4 protein-coding genes (1 of these 4 running past the window's edge) are annotated in these 25,521 nt (G+C 69.1%); all 4 read left to right on the forward strand.

Annotated elements, in window-relative coordinates:
- Tightly spaced (each overlapping or abutting the next), the 4 genes in view from BBX35_RS14990 to BBX35_RS15005 form a layout consistent with a single transcriptional unit that may run on beyond the window.
- Positions 1 to 1,650 (forward strand): cyclic peptide export ABC transporter, encoded by a 1,650-nt coding sequence (locus tag BBX35_RS14990; protein ID WP_067221781.1) that lies wholly within the window; start codon positions 1 to 3, stop codon positions 1,648 to 1,650.
- Positions 1,647 to 4,013 (forward strand): ACP S-malonyltransferase, encoded by a 2,367-nt coding sequence (fabD, locus tag BBX35_RS14995; RefSeq protein WP_067221782.1) that lies wholly within the window; start codon positions 1,647 to 1,649, stop codon positions 4,011 to 4,013. The genes BBX35_RS14990 and fabD overlap by 4 nt, the downstream gene beginning before the upstream one ends.
- Positions 4,010 to 24,691: an SDR family NAD(P)-dependent oxidoreductase gene (locus BBX35_RS23235; protein WP_067221784.1), complete on the forward strand. Its 20,682-nt coding sequence runs from the start codon at positions 4,010 to 4,012 to the stop codon at positions 24,689 to 24,691. The genes fabD and BBX35_RS23235 overlap by 4 nt, the downstream gene beginning before the upstream one ends.
- On the forward strand, positions 24,688 to 25,521 hold the 5' portion of the coding sequence (locus BBX35_RS15005) for a flavin-containing monooxygenase (RefSeq protein WP_067221786.1). The gene runs 504 nt beyond the window's last position; 834 of the gene's 1,338 nt are visible here — the first part of the coding sequence; it begins with the start codon at positions 24,688 to 24,690; its stop codon lies off the right edge, out of view. Before BBX35_RS23235 ends, BBX35_RS15005 begins: the two co-directional genes overlap by 4 nt.

Below are 25,521 nucleotides of genomic sequence, written 5' to 3' on the forward strand. Positions count from 1 at the left end.
ATGGAGCTGATCGCCTTCATCCGCGCATCCGGCCGCCGCAAGCTGCAGGTGATGTTCGCGCTCAGCCTGCTGGCGGGCGTCGCCAATGCGGCTCTGGTGGTGGTAATCACAACGGTGGCCGAGCAGGTGGCGCGGGCCGAGCATCCCGGGCTGATCGCCTGGGCGGCCTTCGGTGCGGCGTTCCTCGTCTACTATCTCGCCAACCAGTTTGCGCTGGTGCGCGCGACCACGCTGATCGAGGACCGGCTCAACGAGTTGCGGCTTGAACTGGCGGAAAAGCTGCGCCAGTCGGAACTGCTGACCGTCGACCGGATCGGCCGGGGCCGTCTCTACGGACTGATCGCCAAGGAAACCAACCATCTGTCCGTGACCTTCCCTCTGATCATGGATGCGATCCAGCAGATGGTGTTGCTCGCCGTGGCGCTGCTCTATCTGCTCTATCTGTCGCCGCTCGCGTTCCTGTGCTTCCTGCTGGCTGTGGTTGGCGGCGTCTACGGCTACAAGGCGATCAACAATCGTTTCGGCCGCATCCTCGGCCTCGTCGAGAAGCTGCAGGCGCAGATGCTCGACGCGATCGCCGACATCATCCACGGCAGCAAGGAGCTGCGCCTGAACGCCCGGCGCAGCGAGGCGGTCGCCAAGGCCTATCGCAAGCGCTCCAACGTTCTGGAATTGATGCTGGTGCGCACCATCGACCACTGGGTGTCACTGATCCTGCTCGGCAGCCTGGTGACCTTCGCGCTGCTCGGCGTCGTTGCCTTCGGCTTTCCCGCGCTCGTCTCCGGGCACACGATCATCGTGTTCCAGCTCGTGCCGGTGCTGCTGGTCTGCCTCGGCACGCTGACGAAAACGGTCGCCCAGTCGCCGATGTTCATGCGCGCCGAGTTCGGCCTGCAATCGATCATGGCGGTGGAGCGCGAGCTCGACGCCTCGAAAGGCATCTCGACGCACGAGGCGCGGCAGCATGCGCACGCCTTCCGCAGCTTCCGGGAGCTCGATTTCCGCGAGATCGGCTTCAGCTATCCGGCGGAGCAGGGCGTCGGCTATCACGTCGGGCCGCTGTCGATGACCCTGTCTCGGGGCGAGGTGGTGTTCCTGGTCGGCGGCAACGGCAGCGGCAAGTCGACGGCGCTGCGGATGATGTGCGGCCTCTACCCGCTGTCGAGCGGGCGCATCGACGTCGACGGCCGCGCGGTCGAGGGGTCGGCACTCGGCGGCTACCGCGAGCTGTTCTCGGCGATCTTCGTCGACTTCCACCTGTTCGACCGCCTCTACGGGCTGGAGCGTGTCGATCCGGACCGGGTCAACGCGCTGATCGACGAGATGGGTCTTGCCGGCAAGGTCCGCTTCACCGACGGCCGCTTTTCCCAGCTTCACCTGTCGACCGGCCAGCGCAAGCGTCTGGCCCTGATCGCAGCCGTTCTGGAAGACCGGCCGGTCTACGTCTTCGACGAATGGTCGGCGGAGCAGGATGTTCATTTTCGTGAATATTTTTACGAGACGTTTATCCCGAAACTCAAAGCGGCTGGAAAACTTGTCATCGCGGCAACACACGATGAGCGATATTGGGGCGTGGCCGATAGGGTCATCAAGATGGACCTCGGTCAGATCGAATGGGTGAAGGATCAGGCCGGGTTGGAGGGGCAATGAAGGCCTTCATGTTTCCAGGGCAGGGCGCGCAGCGCGTCGGCATGGGCGAAGGCCTGTTCGAGGCCTTCCCGCAGCTCGTTGCCGAGGCGGACGCCGTTCTGGGATACTCCATCGCGCAGCTCTGCTTGGAAGGGCCGATGGACCGGCTCACCCGCACGCAATTCACGCAGCCGGCGCTCTATGTGGTCAACGCGCTGACCTATCTTCACCATGTTCGTGAGACCGGCGAACGGCCGGATTTCGTTCTCGGGCACAGCGTTTCGGAATATGTAGCCCTGTTCGCCGCGGGCGCAGTCGACTTCGCCAGCGGCCTGTCGATGGTGGCGCGGCGGGGTGCGCTGATGGGCGAGGCAAATGGCGGCGGCATGGCCGCTGTCATCGGTCTCGATGCCGACGGCATTGCGGCGGTGATCGACCGCAATGGCCTGAGGGACGTCTTCGCCGCCAACTACAACACGCCCCGGCAGATCGTCGTGTCCGGCAAACGGGAGGCAGTGGTCGCCGCCGAGCCGCTGTTCCGCGAGGCGGGTGCCAGCCATTATGTCGTCCTGCCGGTGAGCGGGGCCTTTCACACGCCCTACATGGAGGCCGCGCGCGCAGCGTTTGCCGACCATCTGGCAGGGCTGACCTTCAAGGCGCCGGAGATCTCCGTCATTTCCAACGTGACCGCACGGCCGCACGAGGCGGCAAAGCTGCGCGAGCGGATGATCGAGCAGATCACCGCACCGGTGCGCTGGGCCGAGAGCATCCGCTACCTGCTGGCCAAGGGCGTCACCTTCGCCGATGTCACCGAACTGGGGCCGGCAGGCAGCGCCGTCGTCAAGCCGATGGTGAAGCGCACGGAACTGGAGGCCGGGCCGCTCGACGCGAGCCTGCTGGCGCGCGAGGAGGCGGATGCCGCCGCGGCTGCGGCCGCGAGGATCGCCGAGCCGGAGCCCGCGACCGCCCGAAAGGCGCCGGACGCTACGCCGTCTCCCCGGCTCAACGGTCATGCGTCTTTCCGGTTCAGCCCGGGAAATCTCGGCTCGCGTGCCTTTTGCGAGGCGTTCGGGCTCGCATACCCCTATGTCGCCGGCGCGATGTATCAGGGCATCGCCTCGGTCGCTCTGGTGGAGCGTATGGCCCGCGCCGGCCTGCTCGGCTTCTTCGGGGCGGGCGGCCTGCCGATGGCCGAGGTCGAACGCGCAATTCTGCGCCTGCGCGACACGCTTTCCGAGGGCGCGCCCTACGGCATCAATTTCATCGCCCATGTGAACAGGCCGCATCTGGAGGATGAGCTCACCGATCTCCTGATCCGGCACGGCGTCGGCATCATCGAGGCCTCCGCCTTCATGGAGGTGACGCCGGCACTGGTGCGCTACCGCGCCGCCGGGCTTGAGGACGAGGGCGGTGGCCGGATCGCCGCGCGCAACCGCATCATCGCCAAGGTGTCCCGGCCCGATGTTGCCTCGCAGTTTCTCGCCGCCGCGCCCGAGCGGCTGCTGAGCAAGCTGCTCGCAAGCGGCGCGATCACCGCTGACGAGGCCAACCTGCTGCGCCAGGTACCGATGGCCGATGCCATCTGCGTCGAGGCGGACTCGGGCGGGCATACCGACCAGGGCATGCCTTTCGCCCTGATCCCGGCCGTGCTGAAGGTGCGGGACGAGGCGCAGGCGCGCTTTGCGAAGTTCGGCCCGATCTTCGTCGGGTCGGGCGGCGGCATCGGCACGCCGGAGGCGGCCGCGGCGGTCTTCATGCTGGGGGCCGACTTCATCGTCACCGGATCGGTCAACCAGTGCACGGTCGAGGCCGGGACCAGCGATGCGGTCAAGGACCTGCTGGAAGGCATCAACGTCCATGATACGGCCTATGCGCCGTCGGGCGAGATGTTCGAGCTGGGCGCCAAGGTGCAGGTGCTGAAGAAGGGGCTGTTCTTCCCCGCCCGTGCCGAAAAGCTGGTCTCGCTCTACCGCCAGCACGAGAGCCTCGAGGAGATCGAAGCGAAGCTGCGCCAGCAGATCGAGGAACGCTATTTCCGTCGCAGCTTCGACGAGGTGTTCCGCGATGTGGCGAAGAGCTACCCGGCATCCGAGATCGAGCGCGCGGAGCGCTCGCCCCGCCACCGCATGGGCCTCGTCTTCCGCCGCTATTTCAAGGACACGACCACCTGGGCACTTGCCGGCGACCTTGAACACAAGGTCGACTTCCAGGTGCATTGTGGCCCGGCGCAGGGCGCGTTCAACCAATGGGTCGAGGGCAGCGAGTTTGCGTCCTGGCGCACCCGCCATGCCGACGTCATCGCGGCGCGGCTGCTGGAGGGAGCGGCCGACGTGCTCGGCCGGCGGCTCTCGGTGATGATCGGCGGGGGAGGCCGGACCCGATGAGCCGGGAGGGGGGAAAGGAACCGGTCGCGATCATCGGCGTCGGGCTCCGGCTTCCGGGCGCGGACCGGCTGGCGACGTTCGGCGCGCATCTGGCTGCCGGCCGCTCGCTGATCTCGCAGGTTCCGGCCAATCGCTGGAATGCTGAGGAACTGCTGGGCGACCCGGCCCGGGGCAACAGGACCAGCAGCATCTGGGGCGGGTTCGTCGAGGATGCCGACTGCTTCGACGCGTCGTTCTTCGGCATCTCGCCGCGCGAAGCTGCCTGGATGGACCCGCAACAGCGCTTTGCGCTGGAGATGGCCTGGCATGCGATCGAGGATGCCGGCTACCGCGCTTCCGACCTCGCCGGCACCCGGACGGGCGTCTACATGGGCGTCTGCCATTGGGACTATGCGGAGCTGCTGGAAAAGCACCTGCCGCATGTCGACGCCTATCTGCCGACCGGCATCGCCTTTTCCATCATCGCCAACCGGGTCTCGCATTTCCTCGACCTGCAGGGGCCCAGCATCACCAACGACACGGCCTGCGCCGCGTCGATGACCTCCGTCTACGAGGCGGTACGGGCGCTGCAAGGCGGCGAATGCGATATGGCGCTGGCCGGCGGCGTCAACCTGATCTGGTCGCCCAACCATTTCGTCGCCTTCTCCAAGGCCGGCATGCTGTCGAAGACGGGCCGCAGCAACGCCTTCGACGATGCGGCCGACGGCTATGTCCGGGGCGAGGGCGGTGCCGTGCTGCTGCTGAAGCCGCTTGAGCAGGCGCTGGCAGACGGCGATCCGATCCATGCGGTCATTCGCGGCATCGGCATCAATCACGGCGGGCGGACGAATTCGCTCACCGTCACCAATCCGCGCGCGCAGGCTGCGCTGATCAAGGCCGTACACCGCGAGGCGGGCATTGCGCCGGACAGCGTTTCCTATGTCGAGGCGCATGGCCCGGGCACACCGCTGGGCGACCCCATCGAGATTTCCGGCCTGAAGGAGGCCTTCGCCGACCTGCATGCCGAGGCGGGCACCGCCCCCCGCGAGGCGAGCTGCGGCATCGGCTCCGTCAAGACCAATATCGGCCATCTGGAAGGTGCGGCGGGCGTCGCCGGCATCGTCAAGGTGCTGATCGCGCTGGCCCGCGAGGAACTGCCGGGCAATGTCGGCTTCACGGCGCAGAACCGACTGGTCGACCTGGCCGGCACGCCGTTCCGCATCCAGAAGGAGGCAAGCCCCTGGCCTCGCACCGAGGGCGCACCCCGGCGCGCCTGCGTCAGCTCCTTCGGCTTCGGCGGCAGCAACGCGCATGTCCTGATCGAAGAAGCGCCCAAGGTGCCGGCCGCTCCGCTTGCCGGAGAGGCAGAAGTGCACCTCGTACCGCTGTCGGCGGCGGATGAGGAGCGCTTGCAGGCGCTGCTTGGCGAGCTGCTGGCGACCGTCGAGGCGGCGGATGCGCCCGCGCTTGCTGACCTTGCCCATACCCTGCGGATTGGGCGCGCACCGCTCGAGGTTCGGACCGCGTTCCTCGTCCGCGACCGGCAGGAGCTGGCGCAGGCCCTTCACGCCCGTCTCGGCGGGACCGATCATCCTGCCGTGGTCGACGTTTCGGCAGGGGCAACCGGCGAGCCGCTGCGTGATCTCGCCTTGCGCTTTGTGTCGGGAGAGGAGGTCGACTGGCTGGCCGCCGGATTGCCGAAGGGCAGGCGGGTACGTGCGCCGCTCTATCCTTTCGCACGCGAGCGGCACTGGATGGACGAGTCGCTCGGCGTGAAGGACGACCGGCCGGCGCCGCATCCGATGATCCACCGGAACATCTCCGGCTTCGCCGGTCCGGTCTTCGAAAGCTCCTTGCGCGGGCCGGAACTCTTCTGGGCCGATCACAAGGTGCGCGGTCGCCAGATCCTGCCCGGCGTTGCGGCGCTGGAGATGGCCCGTGCCGCCGCCGATCTCGCCGGAGCGGAACTCGGCAGCACCTTCGCGCTGGAGGATGTGGTCTGGTCGCGGCCGATTGCAGCGCGCGAGACGCCGGTAACGGTCGAGACGCATCTGACGCGGCAGGCGGATCGCTGCATCGGCTTTACGATCCGCACTGCCGGAGGCGAGGGGCACAACGTTCGCGGCACGATTTCAACGTCGCTGGAGGCTGCGCCGTCGGCGCCGGTGCTGTCGCAACTTCAGGGCGAGCTGCGCGAGGATGTGCCGGTCGCTCTTTGCTATGAGCGCCTGCGGGCAAGCGGCGTCGACCATGGCCCGGCCTTCCGGGCGATGGCGCGGGTCACCCGAGGGAGCGGCCGTGTTCTGGCACAGCTGAAACTGCCGCGGCGGCTTCATCCGACGCTGGCCGCCCTGCCGCTGCATCCGGTGATGCTGGATGCCGCGATCCAGGCCTGGATCGCGCTGGACGAAGCGGGCCCGAATGGCGCGGCCGTGCCCTTCGCCTGCCGCTGGGTGGTGGTGCACGGGACCTGCGAACCGCTGATGTGGGCACTGGTCGCCGAGCGGGGAACGCCAAGTGCGACCGCCGCCGTGCGCCATCTCGACATTCACATGCTGGACCGCGACGGCAATCCGCGCGTGTCCTTCGAAGATCTGGCCCTGCGGATCGTCGCCTCGGACGAAACGACGGTTGAGGCGGCTGGGGGCGAGACCGCCGACGACCTGCCTCTTGTGCTGGCCGAAAGCCGCTGGCGGCCCGCGCCGGCCGGCACCGGCCGGGCTGGCGAGCGGGATGTCTCGGTGCTGCTTGCGGGCTTCGACGAGGCGAACCTTTCCAACAACTTCGTCAGAAACCTGTCGGAGGCCTGCGGGCAGAGCGTGAGCGTGCTGGCCGATGTTCCGTCAGGCGCTCCGGCGGCAGCGGCGGCCGGTCTCTTCGATGCCCTGCATGCGCGGATTGTCGGGGCGATGCGCGACAAGCCGCGTCATCCGCGGCATTTCCTCGTGCTGGCACCGGAGAGCCTGTCCCAATCGGTCACGGCCCCGCTGGCCGCGCTCCTGCGCACGGCCGCAACCGAAAACCCGAAGATCTCCGGCGCGCTGGTTCGTGTCGAGGGCTCGGTGGAGGTCGGGCGGCTCTCCGGCATCCTGCGGCAGGAGGTGCTGGCCGCCGACACGTTCACCGAGCTGCGGTACCGCGCCGACGGCGCGCGCGAGGCTTTGCGCATCGATCCGGTCGATCTTCCTGCCGGGCGGGGAGAGATGAAGCTTGATCCGGACGGCGCCTACTGGATCACCGGCGGGGCCGGCGGCCTCGGGTTGATCCTGGCCGGCTGGCTGGCAGCGCGCGGCGCGCGCAAGATCGTTCTGAGCGGCCGCAGCGTGCAGGACGACAGCCGGTTCGAGGCGCTGCGGGAAAGCGGCGCGAGCGTCACCTATGCCGCGTGCGACATGGGAGATGCGGCGGCTGTCGATGCACTGGCGCAGCGGATCGCCCGCGAGATCGGCCCGCTCAAGGGCGTCATCCATGCGGCGGGCCTGCTCGACGACGGCTATATCCTGACGCAGGCGGGGCGGGATTTCGCGCCCGTCTTTGCGCCGAAGCTCGCCGGCACGCTCAATCTCGACCGGGCGACACGCGCCGCGCCGCTCGATTTCCTGGTGCTGTTTTCCTCGGTCGCGGCGCGGTTCGGCAATGCCGGGCAGGCGGCCTATGCCGGCGCCAACGGCTTCCTTGACGGGTTTGCCGCCGAGCGCGCGGCAATGGTCGCGCGGGGTGAGCGGCAGGGGCGGACGCTTGCCGTTGCCTGGCCGCTCTGGGCCGAGGGCGGCATGAGCGTCGACATGCCGACGCTGGAGGCGATGGAGCGACGCTTCGGCACCGTGCCGCTGCCGAGCGAAGCGGGCCTTGCCGCTCTGGAGCGGCTGCTTGTCGCCGGGCAGGAGCCTTGCGCCACTGTGCTCTACGGCGACACAGCGCGCATCGGCGCATTTCTTTCCGCGCGCGAGGGCGTGGTGGAAAAACAGGACGCACCGGCCCCCTCGGACGCCCCGCAGGCCGCGGGCGACGATGCAGCGCTTGCCCGACAGGGCGCGCTCTTCGTGCGCGATATCCTGGCCGACGTGCTGGAACTTGACCCTTCACGCATCCGCCTCAACCGCAAGCTCGAGGAATACGGCCTCGACTCGATCTCGATCGTCGAGACGACCAACCGCCTGGAGGAGCGGCTGGGCTCGCTGTCGAAGACGCTGTTCTTCGAATATGTCGACCTGGAAGGCGTCGCCGGCCATCTGGTCGAGAACCACCGGGATGCGCTGGCTGCCGCTCTTGCCGAAGAAGGGCTGGGCGAGGCGGCTTCCCCGCCGGTCACTCCTGTCGAGGCTCCCGCCGAAGCGATCCCTGCGCGCTCGGACCCCGGCCCGAGCGTGTCGCAGCCGGATGTCGGGACCGATGCCCATGCCATCGCCATCGTCGGCCTCTCGCTGCATGTCTCCGGCGCGGCGACGCAGGACGAGTTCTGGGAGATGCTGGCCGGCGGCATCCACGGTTTCCGGCCCTATCCGCAGGAGCGCTGGGACCATGCGGCCCTGCTGCATCCCGAGCGCGATGTTCTCGGCAAGACCGTGGTCCGCACGGGCTGCTTCCTCGACGATATCGACCGGTTCGATCCGCGCTATTTCCGCATTTCCCAGACCGAAGCGGAGCTGATGTCGCCGGAGGTGCGCCTGTTCCTGCAGGCGAGCGTCGAGGCGTTCGAAAATGCCGGCTATTCGCGAGAGACCCTGCAGCGGCGCCATGGCGGCGACGTTGCGGTCATCGTCGGGTCGATGACCAACGAGTACGACCTCTACGGCTTCCAGAACATGCTGATGCGCGGCTCGCCCGCCAGCGGCAGCTATACCGGCACCGTGCCCAACATGGTGTCCTACTATTACGGCTTTACCGGCCCGTCCTATTTCCTCGACACCATGTGCTCGGCCGCCTCCACCTGCGTGCACGAGGCGGTGCACATGCTCCGCTCGGGCCGCTGCGAGATGGCGCTGGCCGGCGGCGTCAGCCTGCTGCTGCATCCGCAAAAGCTCATCGCCACCTCGCAAGAGCATTTCACCACCAAGTCGGCGGACGTGATCCGCGGCTACGGCGTCGGCGCGGAAGGCACGATCCTCGGCGAGGGCGTCGGCGCTCTCGTCCTGAAACGGCTCTGCGATGCCGAGCGCGACGGCGACCATATCCACGGCGTCATCATCGGCACCGGCATCAGCAATGCCGGCGTGCGCAACGGCTTCACGGTGCCGAACCCCCACCAGCAGGCGGTGGCGATCGAACGGGCGCTGGACGATGCCGGCATCACCGCCGATACGGTGAGCTATATCGAGGGACATGGGTCGGGCACGGCGCTCGGCGATCCCATCGAGGTGAAGGCGCTGACGCAGGCCTTCCGCAAGCACACCGACGCGGTCGGCGCCTGCCCCATCGGCACGGTGAAGAGCAATGTCGGCCATCTGCTCGGCGCCTCAGGGCTTGCCGGCATCGCCAAGGTGGTGGCCCAGCTGGGCAAGGGCATGCTGGCGCCCTCGCTGCATGCCGAGACGCTGAACCCGGACATTCCGTTCGCGTCCTCGCCCTTCCGTGTCCAGCGGGAGCTTGCTCCCTGGCAACGTTCGGTTGGGCGCGATGGGCGGGAGCTGCCACGCCGTGCCGGCGTGACCTCCATTGGCGCGGGCGGCATGAACTCGCATATCCTGATCGAGGAATACAGGCCGCAGCCGAGGCAGGCGAGGGCGGCGGGCCCCGAGCTTCTGGTGTTCTCGGCGATGAACCGGGACCGCCTGGTGGCGCTGGTCCGCCGGCATCTCGATTGGCTGGAGCGGCACCCGGATGCGGATCTCTCCGACATTGCCTTCACTCTGCAGGTCGGACGCACGGAGCTGCCGTGCCGCCTGGCCCTGGCGGCGAGCGATCCGGCTGACGCCCGCCAGCGCCTTGCCGATTTCACCGAGGCGCCCGACGCGGACGGGCGCTGGCATCATGTCCGCTCGATCCTGGATGTCGATCCGCCGGAGGAGACGGAACGGCTGGCGGCTGCCGTCGCCGCGCGCGACCTGGAGCAACTTGCCGATGCCTGGACGCATGGTGCGGCCATCGACTGGTTCGCGCTCTGGCGGGACCGCGCGCCGCGCCGCGTGCCGCTGCCGACCTATCCGTTCGAAAAGGTCCGCTGCTGGTACCCCGAGCAGCCGGATGCGCCGTCTGTGGTCAATCCGCTGGGCTCGCGGCTGAAGCTGCATCCGTTCATCGGTCGCAACGTCTCGACGCTGTCGGGCCTGCGCTACGAGACCGATATCCATCTCGGCGAGCTGCTGGACTATGTGCAAACGCGTGGCCGGCAGCAGACGGTCCTGCCGATGGTCGCGGTCGAGACAGTCGCGGCCCTCGCCCGGATAGCCGGGCTTGCCGGACCGATGTCGGTCGAGGATCTGCAGGTGCTCGGCTTGCCCGACTGGCCCGCGGTCAAGACCCTAACCCTGACGCTGGAGCCGGCGGGCGACGGGTTCCTCGCCCGCGTCGTCGCCCGCGATGGAGAGGCGTCCGAAACGCCATGGCTCCAGGCGCGGGTTGCAATGGGTACGGCACCCGATGGGCAGGTTGACCTCGACGCCCTGAAGGCTGCCAGCCCCGAGGTTCTGGACCACGCGCGGATCTATGGCGACCTTGCGCGAGCCGGACTAGGTTTCGGTCCCTATCTGGAAGGGATTGCGAGTGCTTTCCGGCTTGCCGATGGCGGCCTTCTCTGCGAGCTGCGCGAGGAGGGGCCGCAGCAGGACTGGTTCCGCAAGAACCTTGTGCTTTCCTCGATCGCGCTAGGCGCGGCCTGGCAGGCGCTGGAGCTGCTGGTGTCGGGCGGCGAACCGCTGGCGCTGGCGGGTGTCACGCGCACGGATGTTTCAGGCGGCGACGTTGCCGCCGTGCTCTGCCAGCCGGGAAGTGATGGCGCGTTCGACCTGTCGTTCCTCGACAGGCGTGGGCGCATCCTCGCGCGCTGTGCAGGTGTCGCTGTGGTTCCTGTCGCACGCTTCGTCGCCGCGGCTTCCAGTCCTGCCCCCGAGCCGGTAACGACGGTCGCTGGCGAGGCCGGCAAGACGGCGGACTGGGCAGCACAGGAGCTTCGCCGGATCGCCGCCGGGATCCTGAAATTCAATCCGGACGATCTCGGCCTGCGCGATCCCTTCCATGATCTCGGCTTCGATTCCATTTCGCTGACGCGTTATGCGGGCGAAATCGGGTCCGCCTTCGGGATCGAGCTCTCGCCGGCGATCTTCTTCGAATGCGAGCATGTCGAGGCGCTGGCCGAGCATCTGGTGCGACGCCATCAGATCGCACCGCCGGTCGAGAGCGTGCCCGCAGCCGCCGCGCGGCGCGCCGCGCCCATGGCCGCAGCTCCGGTTCCGACCATCTCGCAGCCAGTCGCCGGAGCGGCGCATACGTGCGGAGATGACCGTATCGCGATTGTCGGCATGGCCGGCAGCTTTCCCGGCAGCCCGGACATCGAGAGTTTCTTCGACAACCTGTTGGCCGGGCGCGACCTGACGCGGGACCTGCCGCTTCAGCGGTATGGCGAGGCCTATCGTACCCGCGTTGCGGCCGCATCCTTCCCCCGGCGCGGCGGGTTTCTCTCCGATATCGACCGCTTCGACGCGGCCGCGTTCCGCATCTCGCCGGCCGAGGCCGAGCGGATGGACCCGCAGCAGCGGCTGCTGCTGGAAACCGCCTGGCATGCGGTCGAAAACGCCGGTGTGGAGCCGTCCGATCTGCCGAAGGCGACCGGCGTCTTCGTTGGCGTGACCAGCCTCGACTATGCGGCGCTTCTTGCCGCCCACAGGGTCGCGGCGGACGGGCATGTCGCAACCGGAAACTCGCTGGCGATGGTCGCCAACCGCGTGTCCCATGCCTTCGACCTCTCCGGCCCGAGCGAGGCCATCGACACGGCCTGTTCCAGCTCGCTGGTCGCCCTGCTGCGCGCCGCGCAGGCGCTGAAGGACGGGCGCTGCGAGACCGCGCTCGTCGGCGGCGTCAATCTCTGCCTCGCCGCGGAAGGCTTCGAGGGACCGCACAATGCGGGCATGTTGTCGCCGGACGGGCGCTGCAAGAGCTTCGGCGCCGGAGCGGACGGCTATGCCCGCGGCGAGGGCGTCGCGGTGCTGGTGCTCAAGCGGCTGAAGGATGCCGAGCGTGACGGCGACCGCATTCTCGGCACGATCATCGGCGGGGCGCAGAACCATGGCGGCCGCGCCGGTGCCCTGACCGCGCCCAATGCGAAGGCGCAGGCGGCGCTTGTCGAGGAGGCGATGGCGGGCATCGATCCCGCGACCATCGGCTATATCGAGGCGCACGGAACCGGCACCCATCTCGGCGACCCGGTCGAGGTCAACGGCCTCAAGCGGGCCTTCGCCGCCCTTACCGGGCGCGAGAGCGTTGCGGAGCCGCATATCGGGCTCGGCACGGTCAAATCGTCCATCGGCCATCTGGAAGCGGCTGCGGGGCTTGCCGGTGTCGTCAAGGTGCTTATGGCGATGCAGCGGGGCGAATTGCCGCCGACGCTCCACTGCGACGAGATCAATCCGCATGTCAACCTTGCCGGCAGTCCGTTCCGTCTGGTGCGGAGCCGCGAGGCGTGGCCCCGACCTGTCGATGCGTCCGGCGCTCCTTTGCCGCGCCGCGCCGGCGTCAGCAGCTTCGGCTTCGGCGGAACCAACGCCCATGTGGTGCTTGAGGACTACACGGGCGAGCACCCGCCCCAGCGCCGGCCTTTGCCACCGCGCCGCTTCGCGGCAACGCGCTACTGGATCCCCGGGGTCTCGCCCGCGGACGAGACGCTCGTCTTCGTGCCGAACTGGCGGGAGCGTGAGGTCTCGGCCGGAGGCTTTGCGGGCCGGCGCATCGTTGTTGCCTGCGACGTTCCCGTCGAAGCAAGGCCGGGCTGCGAGCTCGTCTCACTTGCGCTCGGACGGGGCGCGGTTGCGGCGCGCTATGGCCGCGCGGCGGCGCATCTGCTGGGTGTGTTGCGCGACCTGGTGAAACGACCGGGCGAGGACAAGGTCTTGGTGCAGCTTGCCCTGTCGCCGGCACGCGAGGGCGCCTTGCTTGCGGGGCTTGGCGCAATGCTCGACACCGCTGGCATCGAGGATCCGCGCATCCTCGGGCAGGTGATCGAACTGCCCGAAGGGCTGGCGCCCGATCATGCCGCCCGCCTGTTGGCGAGTGAGGCAGGGACCGGGGCGGGCACGCGGATCCGCTATTCGAACGGCCAACGCCTCGAGCGCACCTGGCGCGAGGTGCCGGCAGGGGGTGCGAGTTTCCAATGGCGGCCGCGCGGTGTCGTGCTGGTCACCGGCGGCATGGGGCGGCTCGGCCGGCTGGTCGCGCACGATATCGCGCAAACGGCAAAGGGGGCGGTGCTGGTTCTGACCGGCTCGCGGCCGCTCGACGACGCCCGCGAGGCGTTCCTTGACGAGCTCCGGGCGCTCGGCGCGGTTGCCGGCTACCGGCAGGTGGACATGGGCGATGCCGAGGCTGTCGCAGGTCTCGTTGCCCATGTGATTGAGGTGCACGGCACGCTGAATGCGGTGGTGCACTGCGCCGGGACGCTCCGCGACGCGCATCTCGCCTGGAAGCGGGAGACGGACCTTGCCGAGGTTCTCGCCCCCAAGGTGACGGGTGCGCTGGCCCTGCGCGAGGCGTGCAGCGGGCTGGATCTCGACGCCTTCGTGCTGTTTTCCTCTCTTGCCGGCGCCTTCGGCAATGCCGGACAGGCCGACTACGCTGCCGCAAACGGCTTCCTCGACGCACTGGCAGAGCACTCGGGCGGCCGGATCGCCTCCATCGGCTGGCCGCTCTGGCAGGGCGGCGGGATGGAGGCCGGCGAGGAGGTGCAGGCGGCGCTGTTCGGGCGCATTGGCCAGCGACCGCTGGAAGCGGGCGCGGGATTTGCCGCGATGCACGCCATTCTCGGTGCCGGCCACGCGCAGGCCGCTGTCATCGCCGGCGATGCGGCGCGCGCTCGTCGGTTCTTCTCGCGACAGGACGCGTCCGAAGTTGTGACGAGCGAGCCTCAGGCGACGACGGATCGTCGTGCCGTCCCCTCGGAGTTGCTGTCCCGCACGACAGCGCGGCTGGGTGCGCTCTTCGCAACGATCAGCGGCCATCCGGCCGGGCGGATCGATCCGCAGGCTCCGCTGGAGGACTACGGCATCGACTCCCTGATGATCACCAGGCTCAACAGCGAGCTGGCCGGGATCTTCGAGGCGCTGCCGAAAACCCTGTTCTTCCAGTATCGCACGCTCGCCGCGATTGCCGGCTGGCTCGCCGAGCGTCAGCCCGATGCCTGCCGCCGCTGGACCGGCCTCAGCGATGTCGCAGTGTCCGCGCCGGCCTTCGTTGCGCCGGCACAAGCGAGCGCCGCCCCGTCGCGCAACGTGCCGATGGACCGCGCCGAGCCGATTGCGGTGATCGGCCTTTCCGGCCGGTATCCGGGCGCCGACACCCTGGATGCCTTCTGGGAGAACCTCCGGTCCGGCCGCGACATGGTGGGCGAGATCCCGGCCGAGCGCTGGGGCCTTGAGGGTTTCTTCGAGCCGGATGCCGACGAGGCGGTCGCCTCGCAGCGCAGCTATTCGCGCTGGGGCGCGTTCCTTCAGGACTTTGCCGGTTTCGATCCGCTGTTTTTCCGCATCTCGCCGAGGGACGCGGCAGCGATGGACCCGCAGGAGCGCCTGTTCTTGATGAGCGCCTGGGAGGCCTGCGAGGATGCCGGCTACACCCGCGCGCGGCTGAAGGCTGTGGCCGGTGGCCGGGAGGGCGCCGATGTCGGCGTCTTCGCCGGCGTGACCAAGACCGGCTACGCGCTGCACGGCCCGTTCCGGGGCGAGGGCGGGGCGATGGTGCGTCCGTCGACTTCCTTCGCCAGCGTTGCCAATCGGGTTTCGCACGCGCTCGACCTTGCCGGGCCGAGCCTGCCGGTCGACACCATGTGCTCTTCCTCGCTGACGGCGATCCACGAGGCTTGCGAGCAGCTGCGGGTCGGGAACTGCGCCATGGCGCTGGCCGGCGGCGTCAATCTCTACCTGCACCCCTCGAACTATGCCGAACTCTGCGCCTCGCACATGCTGAGCCCGAGCGGGCGATGCCACAGCTTCGGTGCAGCGGCCGACGGCTTCGTGCCCGGCGAGGGTGTCGGCTGCGTGTTGCTCAAGCCGCTCTCCCGCGCGCTCGCCGATGGCGACCGCATTCATGCGGTGATCCGCGGGAGCGCGATCAATCACGGCGGGCGTGCCAACGGCTACACCGTGCCTAGCCCGGCGGCGCAGCGCGACGTGGTGCGCGCCGCGCTTGAACAGGCGGGGCTGTCGGCGCGCGATGTGAGCTATATCGAGGCGCATGGCACCGGTACGGTCCTTGGCGATCCCATCGAGGTCGACGGCCTGACTCAGGCTTTTGCGCCCGATACGGCCGACACCGGCTTCTGTGCGCTGGGATCGGTGAAGTCCGCTATCGGGCACCTCGAGGCAGCCGCCGGCATCGCCGGCCTGACCAAGGTGATCCTGCAGATGCGCCACGGCATGTTGGCGCCGACGCTGCACGCGGAGACGGTCAATCCCAATCTCGACCTTGCCGCAACGCCCTTCGCGCTCCAGCGACAGGCGGCGGAATGGCGCGCGGATGGGCCGCGCATTGCCGGCATTTCCTCCTTCGGGGCGGGCGGCGCCAATGCGCATGTGATCGTCGAGGAGTGGCGGGAGAGCCATGGAAGCGCCGCGCCCGCGCCTGCACCCCAGGCCATCGTCCTGTCGGCCCGCACGCCGGAGCAGCTGCGCGCGCAGGCGGAGAACCTGTTGGTGGCGCTTCGGTCCGGCATTGCGACGGGCACTCCTGTTTCGCTGCAGGCCGTTGCGGCCGGCATCGCGGAAGACCTTGCCGCCGTGCTCGGCGTGGAGGTGGCGGATATCGATCCGGGCGAGAGCTTCGATGCGTTGGGGCTGGAGAGGCCGGAACTGCTGGCGCTGCGGCGCCGCCTCGAAGAGCGCTTGCCCGCCGCCCGGCTGCCCTTGCTTGACCGGTTCGCCAATATCGAGACGCTGGCCGAGACCGTGGCTGCGCAAGGGCTTTCGGCAGAGAAAAGTGCGGCCCTGCCGCTCGAGGCGGTCGCCTATACGCTGCAGGTCGGGCGCGAGGCCTTTGCCCATCGCCTCGGCATCGAGGCGGCAAGCATCGACGACCTAGCCGCGCGGCTGGGCGACTGGCTGTCGGGCAAGGCGGGTGCCGGCATCCATGCAGGAGAGGCGAAGGCTGCCGACGGCCTGCTCGCGACCCTGCGCGGCGATGGCGTGTTGCAGGAGCTCGCGGAACGCGCCTGGCAGGAAGGCCGGCTCGACAAGCTGCTGGCCCTGTGGGCCGAGGGCATCGACATCGACTGGGCGCGGCTGCCGCGCGGCACCCGCCCGGCCATTGTCTCGCTGCCGACCTATCCTTTCGCGCGGGACCGCTACTGGCTGCCGCAGACCGAAGCGCCGGCGAGCGGAGAGCTGGAACAGGCGATCACCGCAGCGCAGGGCGACGAACAGATGGAGGCCGAGCAGGACCGGCTCGACCGGCTTGTCGCGTCGGTGCTGGCGGCGCAGCTTGCCCGGGTGCCCGAGGGGGCCGTCACGCAGGATCTTCGCCGCTGGTATCGCGCTGCGCGCGATCTGCTGGCGCAGACCGGCAGTGAAGCCCTTTCCGAGGACGACGCTTGGGCCCGCTGGCACGCCAGCCGCGGGGCGGGCGGTCTGGCAGCCCAGATGCGCCTTGCGGAAGCCTCGCTGGCGACGCTGCCGGAGATCCTGACCGGGGCGTGCAAGGCGACGGACGTGCTGTTCCCGCAGGGCTCGCTGGAGCTGGTCGAGGCGGTCTACAAGCAGAACGCGGTGGCCGCGCGGTTCAGTGAGGCCCTCGCACAGACCGCTGCGAAACAGGTCGGCGCAAGCCGGCCGGACCGTCCCTTGCGCATCCTGGAGATCGGCGCGGGGACGGGCGGGACCAGCGAGCCGGTCTTCGCGGCGCTCGCGCCGCTCGCCGGTCGCATCGCCGAGTATTGCTACACCGATGTGTCGCGCGCCTTCCTGATCCATGCCGAGCGCAGCTATGCGGGCCGGGTGCCGGGCCTGAGGACGGCACTGCTGGATATCGAAAAGCCGCTCGCCGGGCAGGCTGTCGAGCCCGGGCGCTACGATCTTGTCATCGCCGCCAACGTCCTGCATGCGACGGCCGATATCGTCCGCACGCTCAAGTCCGTGCGCGAGACCATGGCGCCGGGCGGCGTGCTGCTGGTCAACGAGACGAGCAGGGCGACACTGTTCACCCACGTCACCTTCGGTCTGCTGGAAGGCTGGTGGCGCTTCACCGATGGCGAGCGCCGTATTCCCGGCACGCCGTCGCTCGCGCCCGAGAGCTGGGCGAAAGCCCTGCGGGAAGCCGGCTTCGACTGGATCGCCGGCTCCGGCAAGGCCGAACGGCGACTTGGGCAGCAGCTGTTTGCCGCGCGGGCGATCGGAGCCAGCGCGTCGGCTGCGGCGCCCGCGGAAAAACCGCTCGCCGAACCGGTGGCGGTATCCCGCCCGCAAGAGGCGGCAAGCGACGTCCGCCAGGATCTGCGCGGCCTGTTGCGCGGGCTTGTCGCGACGACGCTGAATGTCGCGCCCGAGAGCATCGACGTGACGCGCAGCTTCGCGGATTACGGCCTCGACTCGATCCTCGGCGCGGAATTCGCCCATCGCCTGCGCAAGGCGCTGGGCATCCCGTTCGACCAGACGCGCCTGTTCGATTTCGCCAGCGTCGGCCAGCTGGAGGCGTTCCTGCGGCGCGAGCATGCCGACGCGGTGGCCGCGCTGAACAGCACGGATGCCGTGCCCGCCACGCCGCTCGCCGCTCGGGCACCTGCGCCGGCCCCTGTTCTGGCACGCTCGGCGGAAAGCCCTGCCGAGCCCATCGCCATCATCGGTGTCAGCGGGCGCTTCGCCGGATCGCAGACCGTCGAGGAGTTCTGGCAGCACCTGATGGCGGGCGACGACCTCGTCGGCCCGGTGACCCGCTTCGACCTTGTCCCGCATTACCGGGATGTGCCGGAGGGCAGCTATGGCCGGCATGGCAGCTTCATCGAGGATGTCGACCGCTTCGATGCGATGTTTTTCGGCATTTCCGGCCTCGAGGCGACCTGGATGGACCCGCAGCAGCGGCTGTTCCTGGAGGAGGCCTGGAAGACGCTGGAGCATGCTGGCCATGCGGGCTCCGATATCGTCGGCTCGCGCTGCGGCGTCTTCGTCGGCTGCGCCCATGGTGACTATCAGGAGCTGTTCCGCGAGCAGCCGCCGGGCCAGGCGTTCTGGGGCAACACGACCTCGCTGATCCCCTCGCGGCTCTCCTATTGGCTGGACCTCAAGGGGCCGGCGATTGCGGTGGATACCGCCTGTTCCAGCTCGCTGGTTGCCGTCCACATGGCCTGCCGCAGCCTGCGCGAGGGCGAGTGCGACATGGCGCTCGCCGGCGGCGTCTTCGTCCAGAGTTCGCCGCGCTTCTTCCTCTATGCCAACCAGGCCAACATGCTGTCGCCGAGCGGGCGCTGTGCCCCGTTCGGGGCGGGCGCGGACGGCATCGTGCCGGGAGAGGCCGTGGCCGCTGTTCTGCTCAAGCCCTTGTCGAAGGCGCTGGCCGACGGCGATACGGTGCACGGCGTCATCCTGGGCAGCGGCACCAACCAGGACGGCACCACCAACGGCATCACCGCCCCGAGCGCCCTGTCGCAGGAGCGCCTGATGCGCGAGGTCTACGAGCGGTTCGGCATCGATCCGGAGAGCATCGCCGTTGTCGAGGCGCACGGCACCGGCACGCCGCTGGGCGATCCCATCGAGCACGCGGCCCTTGCCCGTGTGCACGGGGGCGAGCAGGCGGGCGGAAAGCTGCTCGGCTCGGTCAAGTCGAACATCGGTCACGCCACGACGGCCGCGGGCATTGCGGGCCTCATCAAGGCGGTGTGGAGCCTGAAGCACGCGATGGTGCCGCCGGTGCTGCATTTCGGCGGCGGCAACCCTTCCATCGATTTCTCGCAAAGTCCGTTCCGGGTGAACGGCGAGCCGCTTGCCTTCCCAACGAAGGACGGGGCGCCCCGCCGGGTCGCGGTCAGCTCCTTCGGCTTCGGCGGCACGAACGCGCATGCGGTCTTGCAGGAAGCGCCCGCCCAGCCGCCGGCGGCAAGCAGCCTGCCGTCGTTCCTCTTCGTTTTCTCCGCGCGCAACGAGGCGCTGCTGCGCCAACTCGCCGAGCGCATGGCCGCCCATCTGGAGACGGCAGGCGATAGCGAAGCCGCCGACATTGCCCACACGCTGCTCGTCGGCCGTCGTCCCATGGCCGAGCGTCTCGCTATCGTTGCGGGTGGAACGCGGGACCTTGTCGCGAAGCTAAAGGTGTGGGCGCGTGGCGAGAATGCGGATGGCATCCACCGCGCATCGGCATCGCCGTCGGATGAGAGCGGCAATGCAGCGCTTGCGGCCGACTGCCGCCGGATCGTCGAGGCTCTCACAGCCTCGCAAGGGGCGGATCCGCAGGCGTGGGACGAGGGGCTGCAGCAGCTTGCCGGCGCCTGGGTCCAGGGCGCGGAAATCGAGGGAACCGGGCTGTTCGGCTCTGGCCGCCGCCGGGTGCCGCTGCCGGCCTCGCCGCTTGCCGGAAAATCCTATTGGGTGACGGAGAAGCAGAAAGACGTCGCGCTTCAGCCGGTCCCTCGTGCCGCGGCGTCCGAAGTGTCTCGCACCGAGCAGCGGTCCGCGCCTGTTGCCCCTGCCGAGCCGGCGATGCCGCTGCGCCTTGCCGATCCGGCTGCGCTCGCGGGGCCCTATGAGGCGATGAGCGGGCGGAAGCCGTCCGTCAGGCTTGCGCCGCTGGAGGCGATGGCCGGTCCTGCCGTGGCACAGCATCCGCAGGAAACCGGCGGCGTACGCCTTGCCGGCGACCAGGACGGCGTGCGCCGGCTGGAGCTGACTGGGCGCTGGGGCGAGGCAACGCGCCGCGATATCGAGCGCGTCCTGCGCGAGGCGGAAGAGGACGAGGCGCTTCGCGCGGTCATCGTCCAGGGGGGCGAGGCGTGGAGCGCTTCCAGCGCAACAGCCGGCGACACGCTCAGCACCGCGCTGCTCGACTGCCCGTTGCCGGTGGTCGCCGTCATTGACGCTCCGGCCACAGGAGACGGCGCAGCATCCGCGCTGCTCGCCGATTTCGTCGTCCGTGCCGAGGATGCACCCCTTTCTTCCCTGCCGCCGCTTCCCTCCGGGCTGCCCTGGCAGCTTGCCGCGCGCCGAGTCGAGACGGGGATGGAGACTGTGGCCGCGGATCGCGCCGAAGCCGCCGCGGCGGAGCTTGCCGCCTCCATCGCCGGCGCGCCGCGCGAGGCACTCGTTCTGCTGAAGGCGCATATGCGCAAGGCCATGCCCCAGCTCGTCGGCGCGGGGCTCATGGGATCGCCGAAGCGCGGCCGCCTGCAGCAGCTCAGGCTGGAGGCTGGGACCTCAAGTCCGCCTGCAATGTCCTCGCGCCGGGTGCCGCTGGCGACCTCGGTGATGAAGCTGGAAGCCTTCCCCGATGGCGTCGTGCTGCTGCGCATGCTGGAGCGGGCAGGGCGCAACACCTTCACCACCGGTTTCATGGACGGGATCGAGGAGGCCTTTGCCGCCATCGCGACGATGCCCGAGGCCAAGGTCGTCGTCCTGACCGGCCATGACGGCTACTTCGCCTGCGGCGGCACGTCCGAGGGACTGACCGAGCTGCAGGCCGGCGAGGCACGCTTCACCGACCGGCGGATTTACAGCCTGCCGCTCGCCTGTCCGCTGCCGGTGATCGCCGCCATGCAGGGGCACGGCATCGGTGCGGGATGGTCGCTCGGCCTGTATTGCGACGAGGCCATCTTCGCGACCGAAGGCCTCTATCACAGCAACTACCTCTGGTACGGCTTCACCCCCGGCGCAGGCGCGACGCTGATCTTCCCGCATCGGCTTGGCGATGATCTCGGCCGGGAAGTGCTCTTCAGCGCACGCGAGTATCGCGGCCGCGAGCTGGCCGGCCGGGCGCCCCATCTCGATGTGCTGCCGGCCGCGCGGGTGCTCGACGAGGCATTGGCGCGGGCGCATGCGCTGGCCCGCCGGCCGAAGGCGGACCTCATCGCCGCCAAGGCGGACGGCGCGGCCACCGTCGCCCGGCATCTCGACGAGGTGCTGCGGCGCGAATTCGCCATGCATGAGACCACCTTCATCGGCAGCGACCGCGTTCGCGCCCGCATTGCGGAGAAATTCGGCGAGGCGTTGCCCGCGCCTGGGCGGCAGCCGGCGCCCCCTTCCGCCGGGCGTGCGGACCTGCGGCCGAACACTCGCGAGCGGCTCGTCGCCTCGCTCGCCGAGGACCTGATGATCGATGTGGTAGAGATCCGCGACGATGCCGGCTTCCTTGAGCTGGGGCTCGACTCGATCCTCGCCGTCACCTGGATCCGCAAGCTGAACGCGCTGTTCGGCATCGAGTTGCCGGCGACCGTGGTCTACGCGCACCCGACCGTCGGAGCGCTTGCGACCCATGTCGCCGGACTTGTCCCGTTGCAGGCTTCCCCGCAAGCTGTGCCGGAGCCGGCTGCACCTGTTGCCCAGGCAGCGCCCGTGGCTAATGGCGCCGCGACGCATAATGCAGAGATCCGCAAGCGGCTTGTCGCCTCGCTCGCCGAGGACCTGATGATCGACGTGGGCGAGATCCGCGACGATGCCGGCTTCCTGGAGTTGGGACTCGACTCGATCCTCGCGGTTACCTGGATCCGCAAGCTGAACGCGCTGTTCGGCATCGAACTGCCGGCTACCGTGGTCTACGCGCATCCGACCGTCGGCGCGCTCGCGGCCCATGTCGCCGGGCTCGTCCCGGTCAAGACTGCAACTCAAGCCGCCGCGCCCGCCGTGACGCCTGCGACCGTGGCCGTTGCGCCAGCCGCCGCCGTCGCCATTACACCCGCTCCGAAGGCCGACGAGCCGCCCGCCGTCGCGATCATCGGCGCCTCCGGGATCTTCCCCAAAGCCGGCGATCTCGACGCATTCTGGCGCAATATCCGTCAGGGTCGCGACTGCATCGAGGAGGTGCCGGCCTCCCGCTGGGATGTCGCACGCTTCTATCATCCCGATCCGGCGCATCCCGGCTCGTCCTACTGCAAGTGGATGGGTGCGCTCGATGGTGTCGACCAGTTCGATGCCGGTTTCTTCGGCATCACCCCGCGCGAAGCGGAGCTGATGGACCCGCAGCAGCGGCTGTTCCTGCAGGTCGCCTGGCACGCGATCGAGGATGCCGCCATCGATCCGCAGTCGCTGGCGGGCCGAAACTGCGGCATCTATGTCTCTTCCGGCCCGAGCGGCTACGAGGACCTGATCGAGGAGCGCAACGCCTACAGCCTGCTCGGCAGCTCCGGCTCGATCCTTGCCGCGCGCATGTCCTACATGCTGGATCTGCGCGGCCCGAGCCTGTCCATCGACACGGCCTGCTCCAGCTCGCTGGTGGCGATTGCCGAGGCCTGCGAGAGCCTGACCGCCGGCACCTGCGACATGGCGCTGGCGGGCGGGGCCTGCATTCTCGTCGGCCCGAAGATGTTCATCGACACGTCCAAGGTCTCGATGCTGTCGAAGGACGGGCGCTGCTTCACCTTCGATGCGCGCGCCAACGGCTTCGTGCCGGGCGAGGGCGTCGGCGCCGTACTGCTGAAGCGGCTGGATGACGCCTTGCGCGACGGCGATCCCATTCGTGCCGTCCTTCGCGGCTGGGGCACCAACCAGGACGGCCGCACCAACGGCATCACCGCGCCCAACCCGCAGGCCCAGACCGCGCTGATGCGCTCGGTGCAGGCTCGCTTCGGCATCGATCCGGCGACCATCGGCCTTGTCGAATGCCACGGCACGGGCACCCCGCTCGGCGATCCCATCGAGATCGAGGGGCTGCGAGATGCCTTCCACGGCGTCCCGGTGGACGCGGACTGCCGGATCGGTTCGGTGAAGAGCAATATCGGCCATTGTCTCGCCTCCGCCGGTGTCGCCGGTGCACTGAAGGCGATGCTCGCCTTGGAACAGGCCGAACGGCCGCCGGTGGTGAACTTCGACAGTCTGAACCCGCATATCTCGCTGAACGGCACGCCCTTCGCGCTGACCCATCAGGCCGAGCCCTGGCCGGCGAGAGGCGCCGCGCCGCGCCGGGCTGCCGTCAGTTCCTACGGCTTCAGCGGTACGAACGCGCATCTGGTGCTGGAGGAGGCGCCGGCCCAGGCGAGCCTGCCGGCGTCGTCCGGCCCGTGGCTGCTGGTCCTGTCGGCCCGCGATCGCGAGCGCTTGCAGGAGCATGCAGCAGGCCTCGAGCGCTTCGTCGCGGCACATCCAGACCTCGATCTCGGCGCGCTGGTGCACACGCTTCAGGTCGGACGGACCGCGTTCGCCAGCAGGCTGGCCGTTGCCTTCGCAAGCCGGGAAGACCTGCTGCGTGCGCTCGCCTCGGTCGCTGCGGGACGTCCGCTCGCCGGGCTGCATGTCTCCGATGGCGAGCGGGTTGCGACCGCGCCGTTCGAGACGGACGAGGATGCAATGGCGCTTGTCGCGCGCTGGCTCGCCTCCGGCGAGATGGACCGCCTGTCGCGCGTCGGCGAGCTCTGGGCCAAGGGGCTTGCCATTGATTGGTCGATCCTGCCGCCGCAAGACCGTCTCCGCCTGCCGGGTTATCCTTTCGCCCGCCAGCGCTTTTGGGTCGAGCCGAGCGAGATGGCTGTGAACGAAGCTCCGGCGACGGTCGCGCCGTCGTCGCTGCAACCGCATCCGATGCTGGACGGCGCCGCTGCGCGCGGTGAGATCGCTCGCTTCTCCGTCGCGCTCACGGGCGAGGAGCCCTCACTCACCAGCCATCTGTCCGCTGATCGGCGACTGGTTCTCGGTCTCTTCCTGCCCGAGCTTGCGCGCGGGGCGCTGGAGCGTGCGGGTGGTCGCCCGGTTCACGGGTTGCGGCACCTGTTGTGGGGGAGCCCGCTTGCGGTCAACGGCCATTCGCGGCAGCTGACGGTCGTGGTTGGCGACGACGGGCAGGGGCTTCTGTATCGTGTCGTGGCGGACGGTGAGGAGGCCGAGCCCTGGCATTTCGGCGCCGCTGCCGCAGAAGATCAGCTTCCGCGAAGGCCCGGCCGGATGGAGCCGCTCGCGCCAGGTTCCGGCACCGACCTTGGCGAGGCCTATCGGGCCTTCGCGGAGCGCTGCGCCATCCATTCGGGACCGGCAGCGCCCGAGGCCGCGAGTGTCGGCAGGGTGAGCCTTGTCGGGGATCGCCTCGTCGCCGAGCTTCGGCGTCCGCGCGGCGAGGCGGGCTTGGCCGGTGGCATGCTGTTCGATCCGGCATGGCTGGATGCGGCCTGGCGTCTGCTCGCCTTCCGCCTCGGTGGGCATCTGTCGGCGCCGGCGACCGCCGGTGCGCTCAAGCCGCCCGTTGCCATCGAGAGCATGGCCGCATGGGCGAGCGCCGGCGAGCGGGCCGTGCTTCACGTGGAGGGCGGCAACGGCCTTCCGCTGGTTCTTTCGCTTTACGATGAACAGGGCAATGCGTGCATGGTGCTGCGGGACGTGCGGCTGGGGTCGATGGAAACCGGCGGCAGCAGGATCGGTCTTGCCGGGGAGAGCGTGCGATGATGGACAAGATCGCGATCATCGGCGGCGGCCCGACCGGTATCGGCGTCGCGCGCGAGCTGATCGAGGACGGGTTCGCGGTCGACCTCTACGAGGCCGAAGCGGATCTCGGCGGGGTGTGGAATGCCGAGGCCCCTTGTGGGCGCGCCTATGCCTCGCTTCACCTGATCTCGCCGAAGTTCAACACCCAGGTGCCGGATTTTCCGATGCCTGAGGACTATCCGCCCTATCCCAACCATCGCCAGATGCTGGCCTATATCCGCGACTATGCCCGTGCGCATGGCATCTACGACCGTGCCCGTTTCAACGCGGCGGTCGAGCGGTTGGAGCCGGTAGCGGGCGGCTGGACGCTTCGCTCGGCTGCCGGGCATTTCGAAACCTATCGTCTGGTTGTGGTCTGCAACGGGCTGCAGCGGGTGCCGCGCCTGCCCGATACGAGCGAGCTCGGGACCTTCGCCGGCACTGTCCTGCATGCGCGCGACTACAAGAGCGCCGAGCAGCTCAAGGGGCAGCGCGTGCTGGTCGTCGGTGGCGGCAATTCCGGCTGCGACATCGCCGTCGATGCGGTGCGGACGGCTGCTTGCGTGCATCACAGCACCCGCCGCGGCTACTACTACCAGCCCAAGTTCATCAGCGGAAAGCCGACCCCGCAATGGATGATGGAGCTCGGCAACAAGTTCGCCACCCGCGAGGAGACGCTGGCCTATATCGAGGAGGTGTTCCGCTTCGCCGGCTATGACGGAGCCGACTACGGATTGCCGCGCCCGGACTATCCGCTCGACGCGGCCCATCCGGTGATGAACTCGCTGATCCTCTATCACATCGGCCATGGC

The organism is Stappia indica (genome assembly GCF_001696535.1).
Lineage (GTDB): Bacteria > Pseudomonadota > Alphaproteobacteria > Rhizobiales > Stappiaceae > Stappia > Stappia indica.

What these genes read in the sequence shown, in the direction of transcription:
- BBX35_RS14990 (WP_067221781.1), top strand. Translation starts at nt 1, where the DNA reads ATGGAGCTGATCGCCTTCATCCGCGCATCCGGCCGCCGCAAGCTGCAG.
- fabD (WP_067221782.1), top strand. Translation starts at nt 1,647, where the DNA reads ATGAAGGCCTTCATGTTTCCAGGGCAGGGCGCGCAGCGCGTCGGCATG.
- BBX35_RS23235 (WP_067221784.1), top strand. Translation starts at nt 4,010, where the DNA reads ATGAGCCGGGAGGGGGGAAAGGAACCGGTCGCGATCATCGGCGTCGGG.